The 1197-nt window shown below is 65.2% G+C and carries 1 pseudogene; it reads right to left on the bottom strand.

Going from position 1 to position 1197, the window contains the following annotated elements:
- Positions 1-193: pseudogene (locus ACWDNU_RS46365) on the bottom strand (3-oxoacyl-ACP reductase); the annotation flags it as partial.
- Positions 194-1197: the final 1004 nt, after the last annotated feature.

Here is a 1197-nt window from a genome sequence, read left to right as displayed (position 1 = left end):
CATCCACCGCGTCGCATTCGGCAACACACGTTGCGACCAGCTTCTCCGCGACCAGCGCATCGGCCGCCGACCCGTCGACACCCCATGCCACGCCACCCGCGGCCCGGATCTCAGCGACGGCCCGATCCACAGCCGCCCCGTCCCGTCCGTTGATCACGACTCCCGCACCGTTCATCGCCAGCAAGCGCGCCACAGCGAATCCCACCCCGCTGCTACCGCCGACGACCACCGCCCCCCGGCCGAACATGATCTGCGGTCGGCTCACTCGACACCACCCGCGATGCCCGGCCCGCACACCGCTGTGACATCCGGACACCACTCGACATCACATCGAGCACTCGGCCTCCGCCGCATCAGGCTCTCCTCACCTTGCACGTTCTCCGGATGGAGTGCATGACCGTCGACCTCCGCTACGACCGGAAGCGACCTCCACCTGAGACCTCTCAGTGTCTGGACAGATGTCTATCACACATTCTGACACTTGTACATCGAACTCTCCCACTCGGAGCACACCACTGACCATCGACGGTGAACATGAGCCGGCACTCGCTTCCCCGACCGACAGCGACCAAGACGGCGCGCCCCCTGCCGACGGCGCGCGAATGCCCAATTCCGAAGCCATCAGGACCTGATCGCCGATAGCGATGTCGGCCTGTCGGCGTCGCCGGTTGGGGATGCGGGCACAACCACTACCCACGTCAAAGCCGACATACACGAAATCGCCACTGCCCTGGTAACTCTGACGCAGCAAGCCCGCCCACTCGCCATGCCGACTACCGCATGGGAGGCAACGCCCCGGCCCAGCCCTCCAGGTCGGTGGGCCGGGCCGGAACGACGTGGTTACCGCGTGACCTCGAAGAGGCCGCCAAATTCGCTCGAGGAAGAGAACAAGCGATGACCGATACCCAGCGGTCAGTCCGATCTGCTGCGGCAATGTTGTCCAGCTTCGTCCACACGATCATGAACACCGAAGTCGACAGCATGTGCTGCGCCGACTGTGGGGTCGAGGAACATCGGTGCGGAATGTCCGGGTAGTACCCGAGCTCCTTTGGCCGAGACAGATGCGATCTTGTCGGCCACCACGGCCTTGCCGCGACATCAGGGGGACGCGACGGCGAAATCCTCCCGGTAGCCGCCGGCCGCGCGGCGTGTCACAGCTTACCGACGTACTGCTCGCCTCACGTTGCGACTACCGCC

The organism is Amycolatopsis sp. NPDC003676 (assembly GCF_053587275.1).
The sequence above is the reverse complement of the archived record's forward strand: the minus strand, read 5'-3'. Positions and strand labels throughout refer to the sequence as shown.